The 25,299-nt window shown below is 55.9% G+C and carries 15 protein-coding genes and 1 riboswitch; of the genes, 4 read left to right on the forward strand and 11 right to left on the reverse strand.

Annotated elements, in window-relative coordinates:
* Positions 1–10: 10 nt before the first annotated feature.
* The 4 genes from RB620_RS19240 to RB620_RS19255 form a co-directional block, all read right to left on the reverse strand.
* Complete coding sequence (locus RB620_RS19240; RefSeq protein ID WP_308097102.1) at positions 11–2,098, reverse strand: glycoside hydrolase family 2 TIM barrel-domain containing protein; 2,088 nt, start codon at positions 2,096–2,098, stop codon at positions 11–13.
* A 3-nt stretch (positions 2,099–2,101) separates the two neighbouring features.
* Positions 2,102–3,796: an extracellular solute-binding protein gene (locus RB620_RS19245; protein ID WP_308097104.1), complete on the reverse strand. Its 1,695-nt coding sequence runs from the start codon at positions 3,794–3,796 to the stop codon at positions 2,102–2,104.
* A gap of 112 nt (positions 3,797–3,908) precedes the next feature.
* A complete protein-coding gene (locus RB620_RS19250) occupies positions 3,909–5,537 on the reverse strand; it encodes a helix-turn-helix domain-containing protein (protein WP_308097106.1) in 1,629 nt (542 codons plus the stop codon).
* 2 nt (positions 5,538–5,539) lie between these two features.
* On the reverse strand, positions 5,540–7,306 hold the full coding sequence (locus tag RB620_RS19255) for a sensor histidine kinase (RefSeq protein WP_308097109.1): 1,767 nt from the start codon (positions 7,304–7,306) through the stop codon (positions 5,540–5,542).
* Between the two features lie 206 nt (positions 7,307–7,512).
* Here RB620_RS19255 and RB620_RS19260 point away from each other — a divergent pair, with 206 nt between their 5' ends.
* The 4 genes from RB620_RS19260 (at position 7,513) to RB620_RS19275 (ending at position 14,397) form a co-directional block, all read left to right on the forward strand.
* A complete protein-coding gene (locus tag RB620_RS19260) occupies positions 7,513–8,400 on the forward strand; it encodes an ABC transporter permease (RefSeq protein ID WP_308097153.1) in 888 nt (295 codons plus the stop codon).
* Positions 8,401–8,433: 33 nt separating this feature from the next.
* Entirely contained in the window at positions 8,434–9,303 is an 870-nt protein-coding gene (locus tag RB620_RS19265; RefSeq protein ID WP_308097111.1) for a carbohydrate ABC transporter permease, read from the forward strand.
* A gap of 255 nt (positions 9,304–9,558) precedes the next feature.
* Positions 9,559–9,963, forward strand: coding sequence for a hypothetical protein (locus RB620_RS19270; RefSeq protein ID WP_308097113.1), 405 nt, complete (start codon positions 9,559–9,561; stop codon positions 9,961–9,963).
* Positions 9,964–10,338: 375 nt separating this feature from the next.
* Positions 10,339–14,397 (forward strand): glycerophosphodiester phosphodiesterase family protein, encoded by a 4,059-nt coding sequence (locus RB620_RS19275; RefSeq protein ID WP_308097116.1) that lies wholly within the window; start codon positions 10,339–10,341, stop codon positions 14,395–14,397.
* Positions 14,398–14,453: 56 nt separating this feature from the next.
* Here the strand turns inward: RB620_RS19275 and RB620_RS19280 are convergent, their stop codons facing one another.
* The 7 genes from RB620_RS19280 to RB620_RS19310 all read right to left on the reverse strand — a co-directional run bounded on the left by RB620_RS19280 (position 14,454) and on the right by RB620_RS19310 (position 24,775).
* A complete protein-coding gene (locus RB620_RS19280; protein WP_308097118.1) occupies positions 14,454–15,308 on the reverse strand; it encodes a GGDEF domain-containing protein in 855 nt (284 codons plus the stop codon).
* A complete protein-coding gene (locus RB620_RS19285) occupies positions 15,298–17,370 on the reverse strand; it encodes a cellulose biosynthesis cyclic di-GMP-binding regulatory protein BcsB (protein ID WP_308097120.1) in 2,073 nt (690 codons plus the stop codon). The genes RB620_RS19280 and RB620_RS19285 overlap by 11 nt, the downstream gene beginning before the upstream one ends.
* 16 nt (positions 17,371–17,386) lie before the next feature.
* Positions 17,387–18,637 (reverse strand): glycosyltransferase family 2 protein, encoded by a 1,251-nt coding sequence (locus RB620_RS19290; protein ID WP_308097122.1) that lies wholly within the window; start codon positions 18,635–18,637, stop codon positions 17,387–17,389.
* Between the two features lie 16 nt (positions 18,638–18,653).
* Positions 18,654–20,225 (reverse strand): hypothetical protein, encoded by a 1,572-nt coding sequence (locus tag RB620_RS19295; RefSeq protein ID WP_308097124.1) that lies wholly within the window; start codon positions 20,223–20,225, stop codon positions 18,654–18,656.
* Positions 20,222–21,721: a glycan biosynthesis hexose transferase WsfD gene (gene wsfD / locus RB620_RS19300; RefSeq protein WP_308097126.1), complete on the reverse strand. Its 1,500-nt coding sequence runs from the start codon at positions 21,719–21,721 to the stop codon at positions 20,222–20,224. Before wsfD ends, RB620_RS19295 begins: the two co-directional genes overlap by 4 nt.
* Before the next feature lie 34 nt (positions 21,722–21,755).
* The gene (locus RB620_RS19305) at positions 21,756–22,835 is read right to left on the reverse strand and encodes a hypothetical protein (RefSeq protein WP_308097128.1); all 1,080 of its coding nucleotides are present in this window, start codon (positions 22,833–22,835) and stop codon (positions 21,756–21,758) included.
* 113 nt (positions 22,836–22,948) lie between these two features.
* Entirely contained in the window at positions 22,949–24,775 is a 1,827-nt protein-coding gene (locus RB620_RS19310) for an APC family permease (protein ID WP_308097130.1), read from the reverse strand.
* Between the two features lie 171 nt (positions 24,776–24,946).
* A riboswitch (cyclic di-AMP (ydaO/yuaA leader) is annotated at positions 24,947–25,096 on the reverse strand.
* Positions 25,097–25,299: the final 203 nt, after the last annotated feature.

The following is a 25,299-nucleotide window of genomic DNA, read 5'->3' on the forward strand; positions in this document are numbered from 1 at the left end:
CGTATGTCCGCTACCTGCCCTTTATCCCTGCAATGGCGGCGTAATCCCGCTCCAGCTTCAACTTGACCGGCTTCTCCGTTTCGCGGTCCATATGATAGAGTCCCATCGTCTGCACCCACTGGCCGTGATTGACGTACCAGTTGTACATCGGCCAATAATCAATGCCGGCCAAAAAACCATCCGGTCTCGCCCGACCGCCGGAGTCGACAGCCGATTTCTCCAGCAAGGCCCTCAGCGTCTCCTCGTACATCCGCACCTGCGTGTCCGCCTCGCTATTGTCCTCACGGCTCCAGTAGCCGTATTCCGTATTCAGAATCGGCTTGTCCGGCCAGCGGAGGTGGGTTTCCTCCAGAAACCGCTTCGTCCCTTCGTATGCTTCGCCGCCATGGAAAATGCCGAAGTACATCGTCCATGAAGCAACATCCAGCGGCTCCATCGATTCGTCATGCGCTCCTGGCTGATCCGCGGCCGCGCTTTGAGTAATAAGCCTTCCGTCATCGTAACGCTCCCGCGAATCGCGAACAAGCCGCTCGTTGTACGCCTTCCGAAGCAGCACATCCTTGCTTTCGTTCTGCGTGCTCCACATCAGAACGGAAGGCCGGTTGTACTGGGAGAAGATCATCTCGCGCCACATTTGATCGGAGAGTCTCTTCTTCTCTTGCGTCTCGTAATGGATGGTCTCGAACTGCCAAAGCGGAATTTCGCTCATGGCCGCTAGTCCAATGCGATCCGTCAACAGATAGGTGTACACATGGTTAGGGTAATGGGCGGTACGGACCATGCTCGCATAAAGGCCGCGTATTTGCAGCAGATCGTCAGCTATCCGCTTCCATTCCGCTGTACGGCCGAAGAGGGGCCATTCCTCATGGCGGGCAATGCCTCGCAAAAATACAGGATTGCCGTTCAGAAGGATTTGGCTTCCCTCCGTCTTCAAGGTCCGTATTCCGAACTGGGTCGTCAAGCCGTCCTCCTCCTTGCCGCCGCTCGCCAGCTTAAGCTCCGCCACATAGAGGTTCGGATGCTCCATATCCCACAGATTCGGGTTCCGGATTCGCACGTCCCAGCTTATGGCCGCGATCTCGCGGGCTTTCAGCGCAACCTCGCGCTCCTCCCAACCGTCCGATTCCGCTTGGGACGCTATAATGGTATCCGCATAAGGGGAGGCTAACCGTTGCCGAAGATCGTCGACCGCTTCGAATAAACTGCCCGTTAGCGTTACGGCCGCCGCCTGATCCGAACGGTTCTCAACAACCGCCTTGACGCGGATCGTTCCTTGTTCGTCCAGAGGGACCACATCCAGACGGGCGAGATACGCATACGGAGCCGCTTCCAGATAAAGGTCCTGGATGACGCCGGTATAGTTAAAGAAATCCGTATCCTTGATCGCCGGGATCGTGTCGATCCTGCTGCCCCAGGGAGGGTTGTCGACGCGGATGACGATCGTGTTGGCGCCTTCCTTGACCAGCGGCGTCACATCCAGAGCGAACGGCGTGAAGCCGCCCTCGTGATACCCCGCCCATTTTCCATTGATCCAAATATCGCAAACATAGTTGATTCCAAGGCTTTTCAACGTAACAGCCTTGCCGTTCCACTCCTTACCCAGCTCGAACGCGCGTCGATACCAGACGCCGTTCTCGTAATGCTCCGCGCCGGACGGGCTTTCCTCATCCGTCATCGTATTCTCTGGCCGCGGCAGGATCGTCGCGGCCCAAGCCGAATCTTCGTAGCTCTCTCCGGTTCGCCCGCCGGACTCCGCCTCGACCAGAGTGACCCATTCCCGACTGCGCGGAGCCATCGAACGCTCATTGCCGCTGTCGAAGCGCTCCTTGCGCCATTCTCCGCCTAGCGGCATAGTCAATCTCCGCTGCGGCTCGAAAGAAGGAACCGGCATTCCGTTCTGGACCGGAATCCATCCCCCCGATAACTCGCGAAGCTCCATAGTTGGCCGCAAAAAACCTCCTTGCGACGTTGCCGGCAGTATCTCCCACATCTCTGTTCCTCCATTCCCGTCTCCGCCATCCATCGTGTCAAGCAGAACGGCCGCACCCAGCAAGAGCGCGGCCGCCAACAGCAAAGGCAAACGTTTATCCATTGACATCCATTATTTGCCTGATACGGATTGATACCATTCATTGACTTCCTTCGTGACCTGTTCCCCGCCGTTCTTCTTCCATCTCTCCACGAACGCGTCGTACTCGTCGAGCGGCAGCTTGCCGTAGATGATTTTGTTGAACGTCTCCGCTTCCGACTGCTTCAGCAGATTCCATTTGCTCTGCATCGTCTCTGTCGGAGCGCCGTTAAAATAATTTTTGCGGCGAATATCCTTCTGATCCATAACGACCTTGGCGCCATACCAATTCTCCGGCTTTCGCTTCTGTGCCAGCAGCTTCTCGTACGGGGTTTCCGGCTGCTCGCCGTTCGCCAGCTTGACGAGAGTCATCATATACAAGTCGGGGATGACGGCCGGGTTGTTGTTGAATCCGGTTATGAACATGAACTCGTTGTTATAATCCTTGATCTTCGCCGGATCGCTTGTCGGCTGCCCATCCACAATGTCCCAGTCGTACCCTTGGGCGAATCCGTACTCGAACTCTCCGCCTACCGACGGGTTTGCGTAATTTTCCAATAAGTAATTGTAATAAACAAAGATGGCTTCAGGATGCTTTGCGTCTTTGCTGATCAGAATATTGCCGTTCGCGCCCGTGCTGCTTCTCCACTTCGTCCCGATCTTGCCGTCCGGTCCGGCCGGAATCGGATACGCCTTATATTCGGCATGCGGCACGTTCTTGACCAAGTCCGGAGCCGGCCAGTCCGGTATCCATTGCGCGCCGGGCAGGATGCCCGCATTGCCTTTGGTCCATATCTCGGCGGACTTGCCTTCGTCCCACAACGCCGCGTCGGGGTGAATGTACCCCTTCTTCATCCATTCGTTCAGCTTGGCAAGCGCCTGCTTCGTGCCGGGATGAATGGATCCGTACCGCAACGTGCCGTCCTCTGCCATATTCCATTGCTCGGGCACTTCGCCGTAAGCGGCGAACACCCATTCCAGCGATCCCATCCAGCTGTTGTAGCCGGACTTCATCGCGCCCGTGAGCGGATATACCTGATCCGGAGGAAGATTGTCCGGATTGTTGTTCTTGAATTGCTCCATAATGATCTCCAGGTCGGCGATCGTCTTCGGCGCGGACAGGTTCAGCTTCTTCATCCAATCCTCTCGGAACCATAGCGCGGTGTTATCGTTGTCCAAATTTTCCAGGATCGGCAGCGCGTACTTCTTCCCGTCCTTCGTATACGGATACCAGATTTCCGGATGCTTCTCCGCATGTTCCTTCAAGACCGGAGAAGCATACTGCTCGAACAGCTCGTCGATGGCCATGAACTCTTCCGAGTCGATCAACTGGCCGATAACGACCGGATCGTCGTAATACGGAACGAAGTCCGGAATCTCCTCGCCGGAGGACAACGCCAGCTGCAGCTTCTGTTTGTACTGGTCCGTGTTCGCCGGTTCCCAGATGTTCTTGATCTTGATGCCAAGCTTCTCTTCCGCCCAGCGGCTGTGGACATTGTTTTCCTTCGTGTCCCCGTTCGTATATTTCCGCTGGCGCCCGACACTTGTAATTTCGATAGGCGTCGTATATTTGCCGTCTACGATGGCGGATTCGGCCGCTTTCGTCGGTTCGGCGACCGGCTCTTCGTTGCTCGGCTTATCGTTCCCTCCCTGGCTGCACGCGGATAGCAGCGCGATGGATAAGACGGATACGAGCAGCGGCTTAAGCCATGTTTTCTTCGTGATCATGTTTGTTCTCCCCCTTGTGGTATGGTGTGGAATACGTTCATCTTAGCAATCGGCTGTATGCGTTACCATAAGGGTTTGTTAGTTTAATAGGGGTTTGTTATTCATTGCTCGTTCATTCCGAAGAGGGCGAATGGCGCTCCCGGTACTCCTGCGGCGTCATATGGTAATACTTGCGGAACACCTTGATAAAGTGCGTAGGATCCATGTAGCCGACCCGCTCGCAAATCTCGTATACCTTCAGCCCGCTCTCGGCGAGAAGCCGGCACGCCCTGTCCATCCGGACATTCGTCATATATTCGCTTAAGCTCTGCCCGGTCTCCAGCTTGTATATTTTCGATAGATGAGTGGGATGCACATGGACCGCGTCGGCGATCGCCCTCAGCGAGGCGTCGGCATGCAGACGATCCTCGATAAATTGATGCACCTTGCGGATGATGCTTTGCCTGCTCGTCTGCACCTCCTGCCGCTGTCTCTCCAGAATAAGAAGGAACATGTCGTCCGACCACTTATGCAATGCCGCAATCGAGCGGAAAGGCGCATAATCGCTAAGCGAAGCCATTAGCTCGGGAGCCAGCTGGCTCAAGTAGGAGCCGTTCCGGTGAATCAGCTGAATGTAAGCCGTGCTAATTTCCATCCCGGCGATAAGCAGATGCTCAAGCGATTCCGGCCAATGGCTTCCGAGCTCCTTGAACAGCTCGTCGAGCCGAAGACGGGCCTGCTCCCATTGCGACATCTCCAGCAATTGCAGCAACGTCGGCGAGCTCTGCAGCGTCCTCAGCGACTTCGGTGCGGCGCTTGGCGCCGGAGATTCGAACAGGATCAGCTCCTGCCTGTCGCCGACCTGCTGCCGGAAGCTGGCGACCGCCTTTCCGTACGTGGCATGGACACCCTCCGGGAAATTCAGTTCGTCCGTCAAAAACAGCGACACGGGCTCCTTTAGTATCGCTTTCAGCTTCTGCTGCAGCCCGAGCATGACCCGCTCCAGAAGATGCAGCACGCCTTCCGTCTCCTCCATGGGCTTAAGCAGCAGGACAAGATAGCCGAGGTCGTCCCGGCAGCCCCATACGTGGAAATCGGGAGCCATCCACTCTTCGGCTATATTGAGCACGGCAAATTCGACCCAATCCCGATCGGCTCCCGCAGCTTCCGCGAATGCGGCGTCGGCGTCCTTCTCCAGCCGGAGCAGCATCATCCATACCTTGTCCGACTCTTCGAACGGAAGTCCGTAACGCTCCGCCTGCTCCCGCCAAGGAATGTATCCGCGTCTGCCCGTCAGCCAGGAACGGAGCAGATGGCTGCGGATGAGAGGCAAATTTTCGCCCACCGTATACCTGAGCTTCTGAACGGCCCGCCGGTCCGTTTCCCTCTGATCCAGCTGCTCCAGCGCCTTGCGGACAACGCGGAACAACTCCTCGTCCTTTACCGGCTTGAGCAAATAGTCGAAGGCATTCAGCCGCATCGCCTGCTTCGCGTATTCGAATTCCGAATAACCGGAGAACAGAATACACACCGTCTCCGTCCTCTTCTTCGCTATTTCTTCGATCAGCTCAAGCCCGGAGAGCTCTTGCATGGCAATATCGCTGATGACGATATCGATTGGAAAAGTATCCATCAGCTCAAGCGCCTCAAGCGGGGAATACGCTTTGTGAACCACATCGATGCCGAGCTCATCCCATGGCTTGTGATCGGCCAGATTGTCTACCCAATGCGCTTCATCGTCCACGATCAACAGATGTCTCATTGTCATTGTTCTCCTTCCTCCGGATCGAGCGGACCCGACTGGTCCCATTCGATCCACATTAACCGCACGATCAGACCGCCGACAGGCGCCTGCTCTATAGCAAGCTCGGCTCCCGCCGGATACCTATGGGCAAGCCGCTGCCTGACATTCCATAATCCATATCCGACGGGCGGATCCTCCGGAGCCAGCATCGCGCTCCGCAAGGCCTCAAGTTCGGGTTCGGCCATTCCTCTCCCGTTATCCGCCACCTCAATCCAGGTACGGTTCCCCTCCATGCCGCCCCGAATCGCAATAACTGCCGGCCGAACGCTGCCTCTTAGCCCGTGCATGACCGCATTCTCCACCAGCGGCTGAAGGATGAGTCTCGGCACCAATTGCCCGTGCAGCTCCTCCGGGATATCGATTTCAATCCCTAACCGCGGATTTCTCATCCGCTGGATGTCCAAATAATTCATGACGGCCCCGATCTCGCTACTGAGCTGCACCTCCGTCATATCGATGCGAGTCATGTAGCGATAATAGTCGCTTAAGTTATGCGCCATCGAGACGGCGACCTTGTCCTGCTTCATCTCGATCATGTTGATCATAAACCCGATCGAATTGTACAGGAAATGAGGATTGATCTGGGCCTGCAGCTGCTTCAGGTAAGCATCCTTAGCCCGCAGCTGCTCCTTGAGCACATGCTCGATCAACGTTCCGATCTGCTTGCTCATCTCGTTGAACCGGTCAAAAACGAAGTGAAATTCATCCTTACGTTCCGTCTTGATCCGAACCGAATATTGGCCGGACTGAATCGCCTTCAGCCCTCTCATCAGCGTCTTCATTGGCGAGAGCACCTGCCGGTACAGCATGTATGACATCACGATCGAAATGATAAAGAGCAGGACAAATACCGCGTAGAAGAAGAGGTTCACGACGGACAGGGGCTTCATGGCGTCGCTGAGCGGCGTGCAATCCACGATATGCCATCCCAGGCTATCCGATTTCACTCCGGTAACCAGGAAATGGCGTCTTTCCGCCCCAAAGGTAAACTGGAACGAATCGCCTACCGTCCGGCCCTTCAATTGCCCGATGATCAACGCCGTCAATTTTTCTTCTTTCCGGCTGCCTTCGATGTATTGATCCTCCATGTCGTACAGCAGCATCGTCCCCCTGTCGACTTCGGTCGCCCGGTCGAGCGTGTCCCGAATGTTCGATTCCGGGAAGGAAGCGCCTACTATTGTGGTCGCATGGAGAGCCTTGTTATTCCGGATAATGCCGTCCAAGGCGAACTTATAGAAATTGCGCCCATTGTCGCCTGTCTCTGCGCCGCCTTCCGGAAGCAGCTCCCACTTGGCGGACAGCCGATCGGTGAACAGCTCCTTGCGATACACTCTGTTATCCAGGGCGATCAGCTCGTCGTTGAACACGGAATAGACGGCGTACGAGCTTTTCCACTGCGCGAAGGTATTCTCCTTGTAAGCCATTGTGCCCCGGATGGCGGAGCGGTTCTCGATCCGGTCGTAGTCGAGCGGATCCATATAGAGGGAGGCGAACTGCTTGACGGAAGAATCCGTCAATAGGATCAGCTGGAAGTCGGCCATCTGCCGCACTTTGCTGTCAAGCTCGCCCGCTAGAAGCATCAGCTTCTGCAGATTGGATCGGCGGATTTCATCCTGCAGGATCGCCGTTGTCCGTTGATGCGCAATTCCGTATACGGCCATAATGACGAGAAACATAAGAGCCAAGCCTAAATTCAGCTTCCTGAACAAATTGCCGCGAACATTCATCGTATATGACCCCTTCTTCTCCCAAATGCCTAAGGAAACCCTACCCGCCTAACAACGCCTTATGGGAACGGTTCCTGCCAGCCAGTAAGATGAAGTATATATGAATTCGCGTTTATTCGAAAAGGGGGTACTTCCACTTGCGTCAACCTGAGCCGTCAACCAAACCTCCTGCCGCGGCAGGACGCCAGGCGCGTTATATTCATCCCATGCGGCAGCATACCTGGATGCTGCATCTCATGGCGCTTCCGGCCGTCGTCTTCACCTTTATCTTCGCATACCTTCCGATGTCAGGCATCCTGATGGCTTTCCAACATTTCAAGCCAAAGCGAGGCCTCTTCGGCTCCGAGTGGGTAGGGCTGGAGCACTTTCGCTATCTGGTGCAGAACGAATATTTCATCCGCATATTAGGCAATACGCTGTTCTTCGCCTGCATCAAAATCGCGTTAAACCTGGCCGTGCCGTTTATATTCGCGCTGCTGTTGAACGAAGTCCGAAAGTCACTCATTAAACGTTCCGTACAGACGCTGGTCTACTTGCCGCACTTCCTTTCATGGGTCGTCTTGGCAGGCATTCTATTAGACATGCTGTCGCAGACCGGTATCGTCAATCAATTCCTCGGCTGGCTGCTCGGCATCAAGCCGATCTTCTTCCTTGGCGAAGGGGGCTGGTTCCGCGTTGTCGTCATTGTAAGCGATGTGTGGAAGGAATTCGGATTCAGCACAATTGTCTTTCTTGCCGCGCTCGCAGGGGTGAATCCGTCTCTATACGAAGCCGCCGAGGTAGACGGCGCGAGCCGGTGGCAGCAGACGATTCACGTCACCATTCCAGCGCTTATGCCGATCCTAATCGTCGTCGGCACGCTTGCGCTCGGAGGCGTTCTGAACGCGAATTTCGACCAAATCTTCAACCTGTACAACTCGCTTGTCTATGACAAAGGGGACATTATCGACACGTTCGTCTATCGCGAAGGACTGCTCAGCGGGCAATACAGCTTCGCCACGGCCGTCGGACTGATGAAATCGGTCGTCAGCTTGCTGCTGATCGTCGTGTCCTATGCGCTGGCTTACCGTTTCGCCAACTACCGCATTTTCTAATCGAATCCGCCCCTAAGGAGGCTACAAACCGGCATGTACCATAAAACATACGGCTACCGCGTATTTTCGGCTTTCAACCATCTCTTCCTCATTGCTTTGTCCGTGCTCTGCATTCTGCCGCTCATTCATTTGCTGGCGGTTTCCTTCAGCGGCCCGGCGCCCGCGAACGCAGGGCTGGTCACGTTCTGGCCAAAGGACTTTACGCTTGAGGCTTATTATAAAACGTTCGAGAACCCGAACTTTATGAAATCCGCATGGATGTCCGTGCAACGGACCGTGCTGGGCACCGCGCTCAGCATATCCGTGACGGCCTGCGCGGCGTATGCCTTGTCGAAAGAATTTATTTTCAAAGGACGCAACTTCTATATGTGGTATTTCATCTTCACGATGTTGTTCAGCGGGGGGATAATACCGAGTTATATTCTCATAACGAAGCTGGGGCTTATCAACACGTTGTGGGCGCTTGTCCTGCCCGGTCTCGTCGGCGTGTACAATATCATTCTCATGCTGAACTTCTTCCGCAATATTCCGCGGGAGCTGGAGGAGGCGGCCGTCATCGACGGCGCCAACCACTTCCAGACGTTCTTCCGCATCTATTTGCCGATTTCCCTGCCGTCTATCGCAACCATTACGCTGTTCATCATAGTCGGGCACTGGAATTCCTACTTCGACGGCCTGATCTACATGCGCGAGGTGGAGAAGCTGCCGCTGGCCACGCTGCTGCAAACGATCGTCGTCCAGACCGACTTCACAAACATGGATCCGGAGACGATTAAAAATTTATCCCAGCGGACCGTAAAATCCGCGCAAATCTTTATCAGCCTCATCCCGATTCTGGTTATCTATCCTTTCCTGCAAAAATACTTCGTCCACGGCATCGTGCTGGGCGCGGTGAAGGAGTAACGTGGAGGCTTGCCGCGAGCGCAAGCTGTAGGTTCGTTTCGCGGATCTAGCGGCATCCTTCTCTGACATCTCCCTATTATACGAGCATGCTCCAACGACCTGACAGAGAATCCGGTTGCCGGCAGTGGGAAAATTGTACAAAGAAACGGAACACGGAGAAACCTATCTTTTGGCGCGCCCCCGCTATTCATACAATCTATGAAGGTATGAACGGAATATAGTAAATAGATATCCTATCGAAAGCGAGGTGTTCATATGAAACCAATTGCTGTTAATGAAACGGCTTTGCGGCCGTATATCGGAAAAACCGTTCAAGCGAGGCTAAGAGACGGGTCACGCATCTACGGAAAAATCAAAGCGCTCAAAAACGGACGACTCTACTTTTCCACCATCGAGAGAGGTTCGGGTCCCACTTACAATCGCATGAAAAAACGCCATGCCAAACGGAATAAAAACAAAGCGCATGTTTCCTTCTTCTTCTTCGGCGGTGCCATCGCGCTAGCATTTATTGCCGCGCTGTTCTTCGTACCGTTCGGCTTCGGATTTGGCGGCGGCTTCGGCGGCTGTGGCTGCGGCGGCGGCTGCGGAGGAGGCTGCGGCGGCTTCGGCGGGGGCTACGGCGGGGGCTACGGCGGGGGCTACGGCGGCGGCTTTTTTTGACGGATCACTGAATTTAAAAAGAAGGCGGCGCGGATCAATCCTGCGCCGCCTTCTTTTTGTTTGGGTCATAAACATCGGTTCGGCCATACCCTTACTCCTCTCCGATGCCGATTAGTTCATATTTCCCCTTTTTCCCCGAAACTAGTTCCATATAACCCCATTTCATAAACTCTAAACTTCGCCATAACATTTCCCGGCATTTTCTTTGTTACCTTGAACGAGTCAGGCGAGCATCATAACGATCGAAAGGGTGAACATGGAACATGAAGAAGACGAAGAAGATAGTGAGCTTCCTGGTTGCCTCGGCTGTCGCATTCGGGGTGATCAACGTGCACGGCCCGGCCGTCCAAGCCGAGAACGCGGGAGCGAAAACCTTTGCCGTCCACCAAAACGTTGACACCGCCGGTCATCGACGGACGAACGGAAGAAGCGTTCTGGACCGTTCAGGAACCGATGACCGTCAAGCTGGGTGAAGGTCCGGCCGCGGAAGGCAGGTTCGGCCTGTTATGGGATCACGCCTACTTGTACGTTGCGGTAGACGTCGCGGACGACAAACTCGTTCACGACGGAGCCGGTCACTGGTTCGAGCAGGACAATATCGGTCTATTCTTCGATCCAAGCAACCACAAATCCGCTCCTTTCGTGAACGATGACATGCAGATCGGCATCGGGTACCAGCCGGGAACGTCAACGCCGTCATTCCATTTCGGCGCGGCTCCCAATCATGCCGGCAAAGACGAAAAAGAAGTGCTTAGAGCGATCCGGAAAACGGATTCGGGCTGGTCGGGCGAAATTGCCGTACCATGGGAGATGCTGAATCTGGATCCGAACGTTACCCGCTCGCTTGGTTTCGACATCGGCGTAACCGACCGCGACGATCCTCTGACGCCTGGATCTACCATGATGTGGAACGCCTATAACTCAGTCTCGTTCTGGAACGACACGAGCGGTTACGGCAACTTGGCGCTTGACGACAGTTCGCCCGTGAGCGGCCATGTTTCGGATGTGCTGCTGGAAGAAACGTTCGACGGTTACGCCAGCGGCGAGTCGCCGTACGGCTGGATCTCCGATACGAACGCGGGAAGCGCCCCGATGACCGTGCAAGTGGCCGAGGACGGCAACGGCAGCTTGTTGTTCGACGGCAATGCGGCTGGCAAGCAAGCCCGGATTTCCGCCCCCGTGCAATGGGATGATTACATCATCGAAGCGGATGTCTCGTTCGAAGGCGTTCTGAACGGCGGCAGATGGGCGGCCATCCTATTTAGAGGCGCTTCGAACGGCAAGCAGCCTTACAACCAGATGGCCGTCAGGCAGAACGGGATGTTCGAGATTGCCTACCGGAAGCCGGACAATAGCTGGTCCGTCCCCGCGAGCGGCCAATGGAAGCAGCCGCTCGAGTTAAACAAAATCTATACCTTGAAGGTCCGAGCGGTAGGCAACAACGTAAAAGAATACATAAAATCGCCGGAGGATGCCAATTACGAGCTGCTGATGGACCAAACGTTGACAGCCAATCTGCTGAAGCGCGGCAAAGTAGGCTTCCAAGCGGATCAGAGCAAAGTGCGGTTCGACAACCTGAAGGTCACGCGCGTGTATGCGGTAGGCTTGGAAGGATCATTGCCCGACACGCTGGAGGCGTTGACCGGGCCGGTCGAGCTCTCGTTCTCCGCTTCATTCTCGGACGGCATTCATGATCCGGTTCCTTCGGAGAAAGTGAAGCTATATACATCGGACGATACCGTCATACAAATCATCGATCATCGTCTGTATCCCGTCGGCCCGGGACAGGCGACCGTGACGGCCGTCTACGGTAATGTCCGGACGGAACGGCAAATCGAGGTAACGCCTTCGGCGACGGGTCCGCAGATCACGGCGCTTGATCATGCTGAAGGTTACTTGCTCGCGGACGCGGGTTCGGCGATCGGGCTTTCCGACATTACGTTCCAGGCGAAATTTAACGATCTGACAAGCGGTCAAGTGACAGGCGATCGATTGGAGTGGAATTCGGCCAGCCCGAACGTATACGTGGATGGCGGAAAGCTGAACGTGCTTGAGAAAGGGGTGCACACGGTAACGGCGAAGTCCGGAGCCGCGACGGTTACTTTGCTGGTCGTAGCGAAGGCCACGACGGAGCACGAGTACGTTCTGTACGAAGAAAACTTCGACGAAACGACCGACGGGACGCTGCCGACCGGCTGGAGAAGAATAGAAGGCGCTACGGCCTCCAATGCCGCGGTATCGTCCGGCGCCTTCGTGATGGACGCCCTCGCGGCGCCGAACAATCCGTCCCGGGTGCTGCTGCCCGACTACTTGAAGCTGTTCGGCAATTATTTGATCGAAGCGGATATGACCCATATGGAAGCAAACGATAACGCCAGATGGCATTCGCTTATGTTCCGAATCCAGAATGCCGATTACCCTTATTACCAAATGGCCGTCAGGCAAAACGCAACCGCGGTGAACGGCGTGGAATTCGCGGAGAGAACGCCCGCGAACGGCTGGAACGTCATGGACAAAGGCTCGCACACCGAAGCCATCGCGGCAGGCAAGATGTATCGTTACGCCGTGAAAGCCTACGGGAACCGTGTCCAGGAATGGATCGACGGAACGCTTGTCGTCAACTCGGATACGGCAACGGCATACGCCAAGGGCGGAATCGGCCTGCAGGCGAACGGCAGCAAGCTGAAGGCCGACAATATAAAGGTCACATTGCTTACAAAGCCGCTTCCTCCCATGCCGGCCGAAAAGTTCGTTAACGTCTCCGAGCCGGATACGCGAGTCGCGATGGCGCCGTCCGTCATTGCGGAGATCGATACGATCGATCAATGGAAGCGGCTGACCGCAGACGGAGCGACCGACTTGCCCGCTACGGTAATTCTGCATGTCAACCGCAATTTGGATGTGACCGAAGGACAAGGAAGGAAGACGATCGGGAGTCTAGATGACGTCCTAAAGGCTTTGAACAATCTGATGATTCCCGCCTTTTACGTCGAGGATGAACGTACCGTCAGCCGTCTTGCCGATTATTTGAGATCGAACGGCGTGGAGGATGCTTTCGTCATATCGGATCAACCCGAACTCGTGAAGCTGGCCAGAGAAGCGTACCCGATCGCGAGAGGCATCGTGGAGTTCGACGTGAAAGGGAAAGGCGGCCGGTTATCGGAGCAGCAGCTCATGGACATCCGCCGCACGACCAATCGGAGCATGGCGAGAATCGCTCTCCTTCCGCAGGATGCGGCTACGACCGAGCAGGTCGCTTATCTGCAAGAGAGGTTGATTACCGTTTGGGCGAAGGAAGAGGAGAAGCGGGATGACGAGCGTATCGTCATGCACCGTCTGATTGCCCGCGGAGTGAACGGCATCGTGACCGACTCTCCCGCGTCAGCCATTCGTGCCCTCGAAGCCTACGACCACGGATTGGCGCTGGTCCGCAAGCCCATCATCGTCGCGCATCGCGGCATTCCGTCGCTAGCGCCCGAGAACACGATGGAAGGATTTAAGCTGGCCTATGAATATGGGGCCGACGTGCTCGAGAACGATATCTTCCTCTCGAAGGACGGACATCTCGTCATCATGCACGATCCGACCTTGGACCGAACAACGACGGGGACCGGCAACGTCGAGGACTATACGCTCGAGCAGCTTAAATCGTTCAAAGCAAACAAACAATTTCCGCAAGCCTACCCCGACGCCCGGATTCCGACGCTCGCCGAGGTGTTCGATGCGTTCAAGGGCAAGGACGTGCAGCATTTCGTGGAGATCAAGAGCTACAAGCCGGAAATCGTCGATGCTCTCGTGAAGCTCATAAAGGAGAAGCGGGTGGAAAACCAGGTTTCCGTCATCTCGTTCAACGACGCGCAGCTGAAGCGGTTAGGCGGGCTGATGCCCGAAATGTCGATCGGCTTCCTCACCGGCGGCTACGCGAACGAGGCGAACGTCAACAAGTCGCTAAGGGAAACGTTGAAAGTCATACAGAACCTGGACTCGACGTTCAATTCGAGCTATCCGGGCATTGGGCCCAAATTTATGGAAGCCGCCAAACACCGCGGTATTACCCTCTGGCCGTGGACGTTCCGAAATCTGGACGAAACGGTGCGTTATTACGGCATGGGCACGCACAGTCTAACGACGGATTACGCGCAATGGGCATCGGACTGGGCGGTGAAGCTGGCTCCGGAGAAGACGGAGTACAAAATAAAAAAAGGCGAAATGGTTCGAGTATCCGCGATCGCGGAAACCCAGCTTGGCAAAACAAACAAAGTCTCGCCGGAAATCGTCGTCATCGATGGCGGTTCATCCATAAAGGTCGAAGGAAATGAAATCGTCGGCGTCAAAAAAGGAACGGCTCGCGTCATGTTCAGGCATACGTCGAATCTGAACCCCTCGACCCCTTACGACCTGTATTCGGAGCCGGTGGAAATTAGGGTCCGTTAAGCATCGGAAAAAAAGCCGTCCTCCGGGACGGCTTTATTTCCTTTTAAAACAACCTCTTAAACGTCATACTCCAGCTGCTTCCTGGCTTTGTCGATAAAATCGAGGGGCGACTCCACCGTCTCCGCGTCATATTCGTACTCGCCTATGCGGAGCTGGAGCTCGACCCGATAGCCGCCCTCGCTGTCCCTTTCATAGAAACGAGCGAGATTGCCGCGGAGACGGTCCGCGACGACCTTCCCCCCGTCCATGTCCGAGAACAGCAGCAATCCCCACGTGGCGTTCTCCTTGTCCAGCATGTACAACAAATCATTGCCGCGAATACTGGTTTCGCTCAGCTCGGATAACCGGATGAGCACATCCGTTACCCCGTCTTCGGTAATCAACCGGCGGACGTCGCTCCAGTAGCGCACCTGCATGACAAGCAGCGTGAGCGGGATGGCGTAGCGGGTGGACAGCGCCATGTACACGGTCGCATCCTTTTGGAAGGAGAGGCTGTTGCGCAGGTTGGTGTTCTGATCCATCGTCGCTACCTTCGCATTCGCTTCCTTGAGCGATTCGTTCTGTGCCTGCAATCGCTTCATCCCGCTCGTCATCAGCCATATGGCCGCCGTGTAGAGCGGCGTCATCAGCAGCCAGAAGTAAGTCTGGCCCGTTACGGTATTCCCGATTGCTACGGATTGATACAACGTGTACGTTCCGTACGCGAAGATAAACACCATATTCAGAACAAGCCCGGTCGTCACGCCCGTGAAATAAACGAGTATGCCGATCATGAACGCGGCATTCAGGAACAAAATGTTTTGGATATACGCGTCCGGCTGCCCCGATACGAACAAAATGCCGACAAAACAGAGGATGACGAACAGCAGGAACCCTGCGTCGGACATGTAGCCGCCAGCGTTACGTTTCATTGCCGCCACCACGCTTCCTTCGGTATTTGCGCGCCAGCAGCAACAGCGACATCAATACCAGGACAAGCACCAGAGCGGCGGCCGTCAAAAATTGAAGCACGTCCTCCCGCTCCAGGACGCTCTCGAGCGTACGCTCCGGCCCGTCTTCGGCCTCCGGTTTGAACCGGTACGGCTCTACCGTGCCGTCCTTGTCCGCAAGCACGGCGTCGCCCCATATCTTCCAACTCTCCGCTTCGGAAGCCATCAGCCGCGAGGCCAAATAAACGGATTCGCTTCCAGGACCGGTGACGGCCAGGAAGCCGTGCCCCTTCCCGTAAGGCGACTCCAGCAATTGCAGCGTTCCAAGCCGCGAACCGTATTCGGGATCGATGCTTTTTTTCTCGTTCGGCAGAAACGTACGCCCATCTTCGGTGAAACGGAAAAATAAGTCGCCGTTGACGTCCCGGATCAAAGCGTTCTCCTCGTAACTGCCGACGGCGATGACGTTGCGATCCTTCCAGGCGCCGGGATTGTCACCGTCTTCATAGAACCGGAGCTCGCCCGCGTTGCTCTCCGCGTATTGCCCCAGCAGGCTGAAGAGATTCGAGACCGCGCCCAGAACGTTGCGGTCCTTGTCCCGCGGGAGCACGACCGCAACCTTATGGAAGATGCCGTCCCGAATGAACGGATAGGGGTAATTGTCGAGCAGCAGGTCGGTGCGGTCCAGCGTATTCAATTGCATCGCCGAATCTTCGCCTACGTAAGCCCAAGGCATCTCTTCGCCGTTCCTTGCGCAATAGTCGCTCTTCAGCACCAGGTCGAACGCCGCCGTCACCGAGAAATTACCCGTCACGTTCATGTTCTTCGGAATCGGCAGCGTCAACGAATCGCCGTCAGCCCATTCCTCGCTCAGCTTCTTGCTGCCGATCGGCTTGTCGTCGATCAGGACGGTCAACATAGACCGGTTGAAATCCAGATTCTTGGCATACCGGAAGTCCAGCCTGATCTTGCTCGATTCCGCAATCGAGCGATTCGCCGGCAAGGAAACGAAATAGGTGCGGAATTGATGATGCGCGCCCACCAGCTTATCCCCGGCTTCCGTCAGCTTAAAGGTCCGGTTAACGGATACGGCCGGCGTGGCGACGTCCGTCTCGTCCGTGACCGACAGCGTATCGCGGTCAAGCTGGGAAACCAGATCCTGGTTGACAAGCAGCCGCCCCGCCTTCTCGAGCAGCGCCGGATCGTCCGACGTGACGAGAAGCATATGCCCCGTGTTCGTCTTGAGCAGCCGGATGAGCGCTTCCCCGCCATTCATGGGCTCGTCGATCAAGTTAAGCAGCTCGGGGGACAGATGCTCCCGGAGCGATACCGCCACGACGAAGGGAAGTGACTTCCAGCTCTCTTCCGAGAAGGACTCGAGCGGAATCGGCTTCTCCATCGAGGCGCTTGCTTTCGCGAATCCGGCTATGGCGTTCGCCGCTGCTTCCAGCTCGGCGTTCGCTGCATCGTCCGGCACGACGACGACGCGACGCTCCAAGCTTGCGGCTTCCATGCCGGCGAAGCGATGGTAGAAGTCCCGGATCGTCCCGTCCAGCGGCTTCGCCGAATAATCGATTTCGGCGGCCGACGACCTGAGCACTTGAAACCAATTATCCCGGTAGTCTTCGGGAACGCAGCCTTCTTCGACATCGCGCGTGCGAACGCCGCCCTGAATGGTGAGTGCGTTCGAGCCAGGAACCAGCAGCCGTGTCGGAACGGGCACTCGCAGGCTGACCGTGCGGTTTTCGCTCCGTTCGGGCCGGAAGGAGTGGAACGGCGTTCCGTTCATCAGCAGCGTGACGCTGGATTGCTCCATTCGGGCAAGCGGAGTCGCCCGGTAGTCCAGCCTGAGCCACGCGCCTTCGACCGTCCAGTAGTCGGGGATCTGAATGTAGCTTTGGCCCCAAGACATCGCTCCCCGCAACGAAATGTCCTCCGCGGACAAAGCCGTGGAATAACGTTCGGCGTTCGCGCCGTCCGTTCCGATCGGCAGCAGCAGCTGCAATATCAAACCTATTCCGGCAAGCCATGCCGCTTTGCGCATCCCAATCGGCTCCTCTCTAATACCGTTCCGTCTTGTACCACTTCGTCTCCCGCTTACGGACCTTATCCTTCAGGTAAACGTATAGGCCGTACGCCGCGACAGCCAACCATAACTGGCAGTACGTCACGTACATGAGCGCGATCAGCCATAGATTGGAGAGACTCAGCTCGCCTTTCTCGGTCGTCAGCGTAATGAACGTGCCCACGATGAACAACACGACGGCGAGCGTCCACAAGAGCGAACTGAAGCCCGCGATCGTCGTATAGACAAGTCCGAGCGCATGCAGCACCAGCAGCGTATCGGACATGATGAGGGAGGTTAGCAGCAGAAAGTAGATCGATAAAAAATAAACCAGATCGAACCGGATCGCCTTCCCTCTGCGGTCGAACAGCAGCGGGATGTTTTTGACGATGACATAAATGTTTCCCTTGGCCCATCTCGCTCGTTGCTTGAACCATACCGGAAGCGTCTGCGGTTCTTGCTCCCATGTGACGGACTTGGGCTGGAATTTGATCCGGTAGCCCATCTGATAGATGCGGAAGCTGATTTCCGTATCCTCTGCCAGCGCTTTGACATCCCATCCGCCGATCTCCTCCAGAATATTTTTTCTCACGATGAAATTGGTGCCCGGTATGGTGCACAGCTTGAACAGCATCCACCGGCCCGCTTGAGCCATCCATTGGAAGGACAACGTTTCGATGTTGATAAAACGCGTCAGAAGGCTGGCGCTGCGGTTCCGCGTCCGGAACTTGCCGATCGCCGCTCCGAGCGAATCGTCCCGAAGCAGCTCCGAGACAAGATAGGGCAGCGCCTTCCGCTCCGGCGTATTGTCCGCGTCGTAGATGGCGATCAGCTCGCCTCTGCTGTGCCGGAAGCCGATATTCAGCGCGTTCGATTTGCCTTTCCCCCCCGTGACGGAATCCGTGTTCAAGACGATCAAGTTCCGCCCCGCATGTTTCTCTTGCAGCCTAGCAAGCCTAGCGGCGCTGTCGTCGGAGGAGTTGTCGTTAATGACGATGATCTCGTAACGGCCTTGCGGATAGTCGAACGCCAGCAGCGATTCCACCGTCGCCACGATGACCTTCGCCTCGTTATGCGCGGGTACCATTACGCTGACGAACGGCGCATCGCCGGTTAACGTCTGCTCCGGCTCCCGTTCGCATTTCATATAATACCAGTATCCGGCAATGATCAGGACGACATTCACGAGCAGCAGGGACCAGATGCAGAACACCGCGATGACCATCAAGATATCCGCTGCCGTCATCGGCCGCCCCTCCTTTTCATTTCAAAAATTTACTTTTGTACAATCGGTAACCTACGGCCATGAGCACTCCGAACAGTACAAGCGAAGCGACGATCATCGTCATGTAGAAGTAATTCTGTACGGTGAACAGCCGCTCGAAACTGCGCTGCCCCAGGTCCCGGTACTGATATTCGAGGTCTACATCGACCGATACGTTCCCTCTTAGGCTGATTTGCCGGCCGTCCACGGTTAGGATGCCGTCCGAGGAAGCCATTGCATGTTCCGCGGTGCGGGTCTCGTGACGTCCGGCTTTGTAATCGGCGAACGGCAGCCAGCTGTCGCGGAGCTCGCGAACGGCGCCCTCCATCTCCGCCTCCACGGCAGGGAAGCCGAATGTCATCGCCAGATCAACCGGCAAGGATACGGGCTTTCTTGCATCCCAGTACGGTCCAAGCTCGTCCCAGCGGACGCTGAGAAGCGAGTCGGCGAACGTTCGGCACGCGGGCTCCCCGACATGCATGAGCAACGCAGGATTCCCCGAAGGGTACAGCACCATCGCGTTGAACGGCTCCATGCCGGTCTCCGCGAACGATGCCCCGTTGCTCCAATACAACCCCGCGTCGGCTCCGACGCCAAGCGGAACCAGGCCATTCTCCGCCAGCACGTTCAAAAAAAGCGCCGTCTTCTCCTTCAGCGTATCCCGCTGAATGCCCGCAACCGGCGAAAGGACGGGGGCGCCCGCGAAGAGCGTGCCGTTATGCGCCTGCGCGTATTCCAGTACCGCCATATATCGCTGCATGGCAGGGAAACCCAAATTCATGTATACCGGCTGAACGGCGTAGATGAAAGGAATTCCAGCCGAGTAGAGCGTATCGGCCGTCTTCGCAAGCAGCGCCAAATCCGAGAACGGATAGATGTCTTTGTATAATAAATAAACCTTGCCTTCCCCGGACAGGCCCAGCCAGTCCTTCAGTACGTATGCCATCGCAAGCTCGGAGGCGGAGCCCGAACGGAAGGCCGGCACGAAACCGATGCCGCCTTCCCTGATCCCGAAAGGCGCTTTCCGCTCCGAGCCTGGCCATAAAAGCTCGCCGTACGCCTTGCCGGATGCCTTCGCAATGTAAGTCATGCGCTCCGCGCCGGCCGCAAAGTTCGCGAGGCGGAGCGGACCGACGGACAAGCGCGCCGACTCGGGACCCGATATCGCCGTTTCTAACCGGAGCTGGTCCGCGAAGAAGGCTGGCATATCAGGGCCCACATGCAAATACATGCCCGGGAATCGGGACAAATCCGCCGCGAACCGCGTATATCCGCTTTGAAGCTCGGGATCGTTCCTCACGGCAATGATCCCTTTGTATGCGCCGAGATCATCCCCATCCTCGTCGTATCGCTCCATCTGCCGCAGCGTTGCGGGGACGCCCATAGCCGCAAGCAGCCTGAGAAGCGCTTCGACATTGCCTTCCATCGTCGTCCCGAGCGCAAGGCTGTCGTAGACGAGCAGCACCCCGCCATCTCTCCCCGAGGCTGTGTCCGCGCGGAGCATGGCGGGTTTCGCGAGGAGCAAACCGACAAACGTAATGGCTAGCGCCGCAGCCGATATTCGTTTCATCCGATCGCCTCCCTTCCCGCCAGCCTCTCAGCTCGCCAATGTCTCCCTTGTATCGCGTCCGAGACGGCGACGAACGTCACGATATCGAATACGACCGTGAATAGAAACTCGTGTTTGGCCAGATCGGCGTCGCCCGCTCCCACGATCGAAACGACGATGCCCGAAAGGCCGATGAACATCAGCCCGACGATCATCGGCAGCTTTATCGCCCCGCGCAACCGCTTCGCCCTCGCCGAGGATACAAACGAGGGCAAGTACAACCCCGTCACGATCAGCATCCATAACGCGATGAACCCGAACGTTTTGGGCGCCAATGCCGCCTTCATCGTGCTATACCCGGTAAAAAAAGCGGTATGCTGCCCGAACGCCATACCCGCGGATCGTTCGAAGTTTCCCATCGCTTGCGGATGGATATCGAATGCATGCCTCGCCGCTAGATGGATCATTTCGATTCCTTGATCCGGATGGGTCATATAATAAGCGAGCAAGGAGACAAATCCGTACCGGTCGTAGAATGGTTCGAAGAGCAGCGGTGAATCCGTATCGATGGTCGTATATTGCTCGTAGTAGATGCTCCCCGTCAAAATCGCGTATTGTTCGTCTATGCCGAAAGCCCGGAGCGTTGCTTCCGGATTTTCCGACAGCAGCAATGCTCCCCTCGTCATGGCATGATATTGGTTAATCGTCACAAATTGGCGAGGGATAAGGGCATATGTCGCGATTCCGGAAAGAAGCAGGATGGCGCAAGCGAATGCGGCGAAGGCGCGATACGACTTGTTCTTCCGAACGTAGACCAGGATAAGCCCCATAACCGCGGCCATCACGCCAACCGGCGCGTTCTGCTGCTTGGACGTCGTAAGCAGAAGCGCGCTTATCGCGAACATGGCGAGCATCGTATAATCGTTATATCTTTTTCGAACTAGCAGCAAGCCCGATGCAGCGATGGTCAGCGCCATAATAAGGATGACACTCTCTCCGTAGAAGGAATTAAAATACGCGGTATATCCCGTATCGCCGAAGATGAAAACGGCAAGCAAGGCGATCGGATATCCAAGCTTCCTCGGCGTGCGCCAAGTCACGCCCTCAACCAGCAAATAAACGGCCGCCATGTGCAGGAGCACGTAAACCGCCGCCTGAATCCGGATGTCGAAACGTTCGGGACTGTACAAGATTTTGTTCAACAGGAGCGCCAGACGAATGAACAGGGACTGCGAGGAAAACAGCGCGTCGCCGTTTTCATTGAAATATCGCAGTATTCCGTATTCCTTCACGAAATAACCAAAATATTGCCCGTCGTAATCCGGAGCGTTGAAATAAAGACCGTTCCCGTAAATGATGCGGAAAAAATCGCCGTTGTCGGCCATTCCGACGTAAGGCGGGACGAACAAGGCGAAGGAAGCGATCATGCCGACCGATACCGCCGCGAGCAGCGATGGAGAGAGATGGCGCGAGAAGGCAGCCGCTCCTCCTTCATAGATCCGATTTATGCCCGTCATGCCCTCCGCCTCCATTCTTTTCCGTTAACGTTTATCAATCCGCTGCGTAAGCGAGCAGCGCCATCAAATTGTCGAAGGAATACGCGTCTCCCGTAGCCTTGTCGCCGAATCCCCCGTATAAAGCGCTTGCCCGATCTTGGATTTGAAACTCCGTCATCCGCTCCAATGCGTCGCGGTAAAGCCCCCCGTCGCCGATCTCGCGACCGATCAATGCGGCCATCGCGTATAGCGCCGTGGAACGGACGTCGTTCATAGGTTCGCCATCCTTCGTGTACCGGCCGTACAATTTCCCTTCCCGCACCTTCTCCTTCAGCGCGCTTATGCTGGTATCCCGCTGCTCTCCGATCTCGGCCAGTGCCAGAACCGTAAGCAGCGATTCCACCATGTTGATGCCGTCGGAGTCATACCGTTGTTGTTCGTATTCATATCTGGTTTCATAGAACGGAAAGCCGTCGGAGAGGTAGCCGCCTTCTACGATGCGAAGCAGACGATCGGATAACGTCCGCGCGGCCGGGATCGATTCTGCCAGCAAACCAATCGTCTGGAAGTCCGCGTAACACAGCGTAAGAAAACCGTTCGTCGACTTGTACCGCGCGTCGTAGAAGTCGTAAAGATTGCCCTCCTTGACGTTATGCTCGAGAAATCTTCTGCCGTAACGTTCGGCTTCCTTGCGGTAGCCCGGTTCGCGGAAGGCCGAAGCCCCTTCGAAAAGCGCGCGAATCAGCCTCAGATCGTCGACCGCGGCATTCGCCGCAAACCGCTTGTCCAGCCTGGGAGCGTACCTGTAGCTGAAGCCGCCCGGCTGGTCGAACGTCGCCTTCGCCTTCGTCCAAGCATCCCGGAACGCGTCCCGTTCCGTTCTTGCGGCATAATACCGCAGCAGCAGCCCCGCGGATTCGCTGAGCACCTCCTGCCCGGTCGCCGCTTCGGCATCTTGCCCGGTATCGAGGCGATTCGTATAAACGCCAAACTCGCCGGATTGCTCCCGCAATACGTAATTCAATAGCAGCCGCTCCTCATAGCTTTTGCTTTCCGCATTGCGCGGCTCGGACGAGCAGGCAAGCAGCGCGAATGCCATAACTATCGTCAACCCAATTGCTGCCCGCTTTTTCAAAGCCGCGATCCTCCCAAGTCCCACATGCTGCCAAGATGGTAATAGTATGCCTAAAAAAAAGAAAAACCCTAATCGTATCCGGTAGGATCCGATCAGGGCGAAACGAAACGCGATTATTTTTTTAAGTGGTAAGGTACGGTGGTCACGACTACGTCCTTCTGATACAGCAGTCTCGTTCGAATATAGAAGCTCGTTTGGTTATGAAGGAAGTTGTGCCAGCCCTTCTTCGGAATGAATTGAGGGATGATGACCGTTACTTGGTAATTGGATTCCTTGGCCTTCCGGTCTACCACGTCGATAAACTTCAGGAGCGGCTGGATGATGCTCCGGTAAGGCGAATGCAGCGTGACTAGTCGCACCTCGGGATGCCTCTTGTTCCACTTCTCCTCGAACAACGCCTCTTCTTCCCTCTCGAACGGAATGTACACGGCGATGATCTGGTCCGGCGACAACGACTTGACGTAGTTCAGCGACTGTTCCACAACATGCGTGATGCCGGCGACGGGCAAGATGACGACATTGCCTTCGATGGGCAGGACCGGATCGCCTGTTGCGAGGCTGAGCTGCTCGCCGACGGCGTTATAATGTTTGTTGATCCGGTGGAACAGCAGGATGATGAGCGGCAGGAAAAGGAGTACCGGCCATACCTGATTAAATTTGGTCAAGAAAAACATCATCGTCACGACGAAGCAGATAATCGCTCCCGCCGTGTTAATTATAAATCTCGATACCCAGCCTTCCGGCTTCTCGCGAAGCCACTTCAGCATCATGCCGGTCTGGGAAAGCGTGAACGGGATGAATACACCGACCGCGTACAGCGGAATGAGCTGCTCCGTCTGCCCCTGGAACATGAGAATGAGCAGGATCGAGAAGATGCCGAGCATGATAATGCCGTTCGAATAGCCTAACCGGTCTCCGCGAATCGTGAACATGCGCGGAATGAACTTATCCTTCGCGAGATTCACCGCGAGCAGCGGGAATGCCGAGTACCCCGTATTCGCGGCGAGAATCAGGATGAGTGCCGTCGTGCCCTGGATGAAATAATACATGCCGTTCCGGCCAAAGGTTTGTTCCGCGATTTGCGAGACGACCGTTACCTCCGCAAGCGGCGAGATGCCGTAATAATAGGCCAGGAAGACGATGCCCGAGAACAGAATCGCCAGCAGCACGCCCATCGTGATCAGCGTCTTCGACGCGTTGTTCGGGGACGGCGACTTGAAGTTCGGTATCGCATTGGAGATCGCTTCGACGCCCGTCAGTGCCGAGCTGCCCGACGCGAACGCCTTCAGCAGCAGGAAGAGGCTAAGGCCCATGACCGGCGTTCCGACAGGCGCATGCAGCTCGGACGGGACGCCCCCTGTCAAGATGTCGTATACTCCCGCTCCGATGAGGATAAATAACGCAATTACGAATAGATAGACAGGGTAAGCGAGAATCGAAGCCGATTCCGTGACGCCGCGCAGGTTGAGCAGCGTAATGAACACGACGAACAGGATCGCGATCGGGACCGTGTAGGCGTGCAGGCTCGGGAACGCCGAAGTAATGGCGTCGGTTCCGGCCGACACGCTGACCGCCACCGTCAGAATATAGTCGACAAGCAGCGACGAGCCGGCGACAAGCCCCGGATATTTGCCCAGGTTTTCCTTGGATACGACATAAGCCCCGCCGCCGTGCGGATAGGCGAATATGATTTGCCGGTAAGACAGAATCAATGCCGCCAGCAGTACCAGTACGCCGATGCCGATCGGAATCGAATACCAGAACGCGACGGTGCCCACGGTGACCAGCACCAGCAGAATTTGTTCGGGACCGTAAGCGACCGAAGACAGCGCGTCGGACGACAGGATGGCGAGCGCCTTCTTTTTGTTCAGCTTCTGCTCCCCGAGCTCGGTCGATTTGAGCGGTCTTCCAATTAGCAGCCTTTTGAGCGTCATGAACATGTCTGACCACCGCCAAACCGTGTAATTACGTTTTGCATCATACGCATTCCTCTGTTCCTACCTTTACTATTGGCATGTGCTGCGGTTCTCGCTAGCTCAAAACCGTATTCCGTTTTTGCGCAGCAAAAAACCGCAAGGCTTCTCCTTGCGGCCGCAATGAACCGAAGTCGCACCTTCTCCAATAACGCTTACGGGGTTAGCTGACGGATTCGGGCCATGAGATAGCCCTACGATGCGCGTACATCGATTCACCCCTGACGCTATGGCTAGCGCCGGTTGGGTCCCCCGTTTTCCAAGTAAGAAATTCAGCGATTTAAGTGATGTGTTGATCATAACCCGTTTGTTCCTGCCTGTAAAATAACGTTTTTCCCCAAATAATCGAATCACGGTTTAAGATCATCGATTCTAGGAGCATGCGCTACCCTTCTTATTCATTTCTTTCGTCAAGATGGCATTCTCTTGCATTTTGGCCCTTTGTCAGATAATTCGGATGAGATATTCGCGGCAACTTGGATGAGGCCATA

Origin of the sequence: Paenibacillus sp. LHD-117 (assembly GCF_030929555.1) — a bacterium.
GTDB lineage: Bacteria > Bacillota > Bacilli > Paenibacillales > Paenibacillaceae > Pristimantibacillus.